2 tRNA genes and 2 rRNA genes are annotated in these 5,424 nt (G+C 52.2%); all 4 read right to left on the bottom strand.

Annotated elements, in window-relative coordinates:
- Nucleotides 1-106 precede the first annotated feature (106 nt).
- Nucleotides 107-2,977, bottom strand: a 23S ribosomal RNA gene (locus ABEA07_RS15750).
- Nucleotides 2,978-3,288: 311 nt separating this feature from the next.
- Nucleotides 3,289-3,364 (bottom strand) — tRNA-Ala (locus ABEA07_RS15745).
- 28 nt (nt 3,365-3,392) lie between these two features.
- A tRNA-Ile gene (locus tag ABEA07_RS15740) sits at nt 3,393-3,469 on the bottom strand.
- Between the two features lie 70 nt (nt 3,470-3,539).
- Nucleotides 3,540-5,074 (bottom strand): 16S ribosomal RNA (locus tag ABEA07_RS15735).
- The 16S and 23S rRNA genes sit together here with 2 tRNA genes alongside, the layout of an rRNA operon.
- Between the last annotated feature and the right edge of the window lie 350 nt (nt 5,075-5,424).

Raw genomic sequence — 5,424 nt, 5'->3', positions numbered from 1 at the left:
GTTGCTGTCCTGGCTTGGCCAAGACGGCGAATTCATAGAGTCTGGAATCAGCTTTTGTTTGATTGCGTCACTTGGCATAACAACCTGATCGACTGATCAAAGTTATAGGGTCAAGCCGCACGAGCAATTAGTATCGGTTAGCTTAACGCATTACTGCGCTTCCACACCCGACCTATCAACGTCCTGGTCTAGAACGACTCTTCAGGGGGCTCGAGGCCCCGGCAGATCTCATCTTGAAACGAGTTTCCCGCTTAGATGCTTTCAGCGGTTATCTCTTCCACACTTAGCTACTCGGCAATGCCACTGGCGTGACAACCGATACACCAGAGGTGTGTCCACTCCGGTCCTCTCGTACTAGGAGCAGGCTTCCTCAAATCTGCAGCGCCCACGGAAGATAGGGACCAAACTGTCTCACGACGTTTTAAACCCAGCTCACGTACCTCTTTAAATGGCGAACAGCCATACCCTTGGGACCGGCTACAGCCCCAGGATGAGATGAGCCGACATCGAGGTGCCAAACACCGCCGTCGATATGAACTCTTGGGCGGTATCAGCCTGTTATCCCCAGAGTACCTTTTATCCGTTGAGCGATGGCCCTTCCATACAGAACCACCGGATCACTATGTCCTGCTTTCGCATCTGCTCGACTTGTCAGTCTCGCAGTTAAGCACGCTTATGCCATTGCACTATCGTCACGATGTCCGACCGTAACTAGCGTACCTTCGAACTCCTCCGTTACGCTTTGGGAGGAGACCGCCCCAGTCAAACTGCCTACCATGCACTGTCCCCGATCCAGATGATGGACCTAGGTTAGAACCTCAAACGCACCAGGGTGGTATTTCAACGTTGGCTCCATGCGATCTAGCGACCGCACTTCAAAGCCTCCCACCTATCCTACACAGATCCGTTCAAAGTCCAATACAAAGCTACAGTAAAGGTTCATGGGGTCTTTCCGTCTTTCCGCGGGGAGATTGCATCATCACAAACATTTCAACTTCGCTGAGTCTCAGGAGGAGACAGTGTGGCCATCGTTACGCCATTCGTGCAGGTCGGAACTTACCCGACAAGGAATTTCGCTACCTTAGGACCGTTATAGTTACGGCCGCCGTTTACTGGGACTTCAATCAAGAGCTTGCACCCCATCATTTAATCTTCCAGCACCGGGCAGGCGTCACACCCTATACGTCCACTTTCGTGTTTGCAGAGTGCTGTGTTTTTAATAAACAGTCGCAGCCACCGATTTTTTGCAACCCGTTCATGCTCCGTTGTTCACTTCACACTAATAGGGCACACCTTCTTCCGAAGTTACGGTGTCAATTTGCCGAGTTCCTTCTCCTGAGTTCTCTCAAGCGCCTTAGAATACTCATCTCGCGCACCAGTGTCGGTTTGCGGTACGGTCGTGTGCAGCTGAAGCTTAGTGGCTTTTCCTGGAACCTCGTTCATTCACTTCACGAGCAAGCTCGCTCGATCGCTGGCCTCGGTATATGTCAGGCGGATTTGCCTACCTGACGCCTACATCCAGCTAAACCGGGACATCCAACACCCGGATGAACTATTAAGATCCGTCCCCACATCGCACTGCACATCGGTACAGGAATATTGACCTGTTTCCCATCAGCTACGCATCTCTGCCTCGCCTTAGGGGCCGACTCACTCTACGCCGATGAACGTTGCGTAGAAAACCTTGCGCTTACGGCGAGGGGGCTTTTCACCCCCTTTAACGCTACTCATGTCAGCATTCGCACTTCTGATACCTCCAGCACGCTTTACAACGCACCTTCACAGGCTTACAGAACGCTCTCCTACCACGCACAGTAAACTGTGCATCCGCAGCTTCGGTAACTGGCTTAGCCCCGTTACATCTTCCGCGCAGGACGACTCGATCAGTGAGCTATTACGCTTTCTTTAAATGATGGCTGCTTCTAAGCCAACATCCTGACTGTTTTAGCCTTCCCACTTCGTTTCCCACTTAGCCAATTTTAGGGACCTTAGCTGGCGGTCTGGGTTGTTTCCCTCTTGAGTCCGGACGTTAGCACCCGGTGCTCTGTCTCCCAAGCTCTACTCTTCGGTATTCGGAGTTTGCCTTGGTTTGGTAAGTCGCCATGACCCCCTAGCCAAAACAGTGCTCTACCCCCGAAGGTAATACTTGAGGCACTACCTAAATAGTTTTCGGAGAGAACCAGCTATTTCCAAGTTTGTTTAGCCTTTCACCCCTATCCACAGCTCATCCGCTAGTTTTGCAACACTAGTCGGTTCGGACCTCCAGTACCTGTTACGGCACCTTCATCCTGGCCATGGATAGATCACTTGGTTTCGGGTCTACACCCAGCGACTGGACGCCCTATTCGGACTCGATTTCTCTACGGCTTCCCTATTCGGTTAACCTTGCCACTGAATGTAAGTCGCTGACCCATTATACAAAAGGTACGCCGTCACCCTTGCGGGCTCCGACTTTTTGTAAGCATGCGGTTTCAGGATCTATTTCACTCCCCTCCCGGGGTTCTTTTCGCCTTTCCCTCACGGTACTAGTTCACTATCGGTCGATGATGAGTATTTAGCCTTGGAGGATGGTCCCCCCATCTTCAGACAGGATTTCTCGTGTCCCGCCCTACTTTTCGCTAGCTCAGTACCACACAAGTCTTTTCACGTACGGGGCTATCACCCACTATGGCCGGCCTTTCCAAGCCGTTCCGTTAAGTCTTGTGCTATCACTAGCAGGCTCTTCCGATTTCGCTCGCCACTACTTTCGGAATCTCGGTTGATGTCTTTTCCTCGAGCTACTGAGATGTTTCAGTTCACCCGGTTCGCCTCGCTACCCTATGTATTCAGATAACGATACCTTTCGGTGGGTTTCCCCATTCGGAAATCTCCGGATCAAAGCTCATTTGCCAGCTCCCCGAAGCTTATCGCAGGCTATCACGTCCTTCGTCGCCTATCATCGCCAAGGCATCCACCACATGCTCTTATTCACTTGACCCTATAACTTTGACGTCTCTTCACAGAGACCAAAGCCCATCAAGGAATATGTCAGGCCTTTCACCTGACGCGTTATGCCGTCTTCAACTCGAATTGCTTCGAAGTGAAGTTCATTTGACGCAATCAAAAATTCATGTTGCCGACGGCACGGTGAGCTTTCGCTCTTTCCGCCGACAACGCTGATTCGACTCTATGAATTTTTAAAGAACAGCCGATTGATCGAACAATCTCGATCAACAACAAAAAAGCCTCGCACCTTCGCGCCAAGCCTCTTTGGTGTTGAAAGAATACTACCGGGACATCAGTCGTTGGTGGTGGAGGATGACGGGATCGAACCGACGACCCCCTGCTTGCAAAGCAGGTGCTCTCCCAGCTGAGCTAATCCCCCGATGTCCTTCCACTTGGATATCAGAAGATGGTGGGTCTAGTTGGGCTCGAACCAACGACCCCCGCCTTATCAAGACGGTGCTCTAACCAGCTGAGCTACAGACCCAAAGTCGATCTCTCGACCTCTTCCAACAACCGATAAGTGTGGGCGTTCAATTGGAACGACTGTTTTCCAGAAAGGAGGTGATCCAGCCGCACCTTCCGATACGGCTACCTTGTTACGACTTCACCCCAGTCACGAACCCTGCCGTGGTAATCGCCCTCCTTGCGGTTAGGCTAACTACTTCTGGCAGAACCCGCTCCCATGGTGTGACGGGCGGTGTGTACAAGACCCGGGAACGTATTCACCGTGACATTCTGATCCACGATTACTAGCGATTCCGACTTCACGCAGTCGAGTTGCAGACTGCGATCCGGACTACGACTGGTTTTGTGGGATTAGCTCCCCCTCGCGGGTTGGCAACCCTTTGTACCAGCCATTGTATGACGTGTGTAGCCCCACCTATAAGGGCCATGAGGACTTGACGTCATCCCCACCTTCCTCCGGTTTGTCACCGGCAGTCTCATTAGAGTGCCCAACTGAATGTAGCAACTAATGACAAGGGTTGCGCTCGTTGCGGGACTTAACCCAACATCTCACGACACGAGCTGACGACAGCCATGCAGCACCTGTGTTACGGTTCTCTTTCGAGCACTAAGCCATCTCTGGCAAATTCCGTACATGTCAAAGGTGGGTAAGGTTTTTCGCGTTGCATCGAATTAAACCACATCATCCACCGCTTGTGCGGGTCCCCGTCAATTCCTTTGAGTTTCAACCTTGCGGCCGTACTCCCCAGGCGGTCAACTTCACGCGTTAGCTTCGTTACTGAGGAAGTGAATCCCCAACAACCAGTTGACATCGTTTAGGGCGTGGACTACCAGGGTATCTAATCCTGTTTGCTCCCCACGCTTTCGTGCATGAGCGTCAGTGCAGGCCCAGGGGATTGCCTTCGCCATCGGTGTTCCTCCGCATATCTACGCATTTCACTGCTACACGCGGAATTCCATCCCCCTCTGCCGCACTCCAGCAATGCAGTCACAGATGCAGTTCCCAGGTTGAGCCCGGGGATTTCACAACTGTCTTACATCACCGCCTGCGCACGCTTTACGCCCAGTAATTCCGATTAACGCTCGCACCCTACGTATTACCGCGGCTGCTGGCACGTAGTTAGCCGGTGCTTATTCTTACGGTACCGTCATGAGCCCTCTTTATTAGAAAGAGCCTTTTCGTTCCGTACAAAAGCAGTTTACAACCCGAAGGCCTTCATCCTGCACGCGGCATGGCTGGATCAGGCTTGCGCCCATTGTCCAAAATTCCCCACTGCTGCCTCCCGTAGGAGTCTGGGCCGTGTCTCAGTCCCAGTGTGGCTGGTCGTCCTCTCAGACCAGCTACAGATCGCAGGCTTGGTAGGCCTTTACCCCACCAACTACCTAATCTGCCATCGGCCGCTCCATTCGCGCAAGGCCCGAAGGTCCCCTGCTTTCATCCGTAGATCTCATGCGGTATTAGCACAGCTTTCGCTGCGTTATCCCCCACGATTGGGCACGTTCCGATGTATTACTCACCCGTTCGCCACTCGCCACCAGGATTGCTCCCGTGCTGCCGTTCGACTTGCATGTGTAAGGCATGCCGCCAGCGTTCAATCTGAGCCAGGATCAAACTCTATAGTTCGATCTTGAATTTAACGTCTCTCGCGAGACAAACTCATAAAAACGGAATTGAAGTGAACTTCACTTCTATTCTCATGAGCATTTGAAAGCCTCTCGGCTTCAGTTCCGAAGAACTTGGCCATTCGCCTCAAACGCCCACGCTTATCGGCTGTATGTTTTTAACGATCACCGCAGTCCGAACTCTTCGCTCTTTCTGCTTCACTTCGCTGCGATCAGCGGAGCCTTCGATTATGACACGGTTTTTGAAGAACCGGCAAACTTTTTCGAAGAAATCTTTTCAAACCCCTTCGCACTCACAGCCTCAAACCCGTTCACGCCATTCAAGCCGCCAGCACCTCTCAGGAAAACCCC

Origin of the sequence: Variovorax defluvii (assembly GCF_039541515.1) — a bacterium.
In the GTDB taxonomy this organism is placed as follows: domain Bacteria; phylum Pseudomonadota; class Gammaproteobacteria; order Burkholderiales; family Burkholderiaceae_C; genus Variovorax; species Variovorax defluvii.
This window is presented reverse-complemented; position numbering and strand designations above follow the sequence as displayed.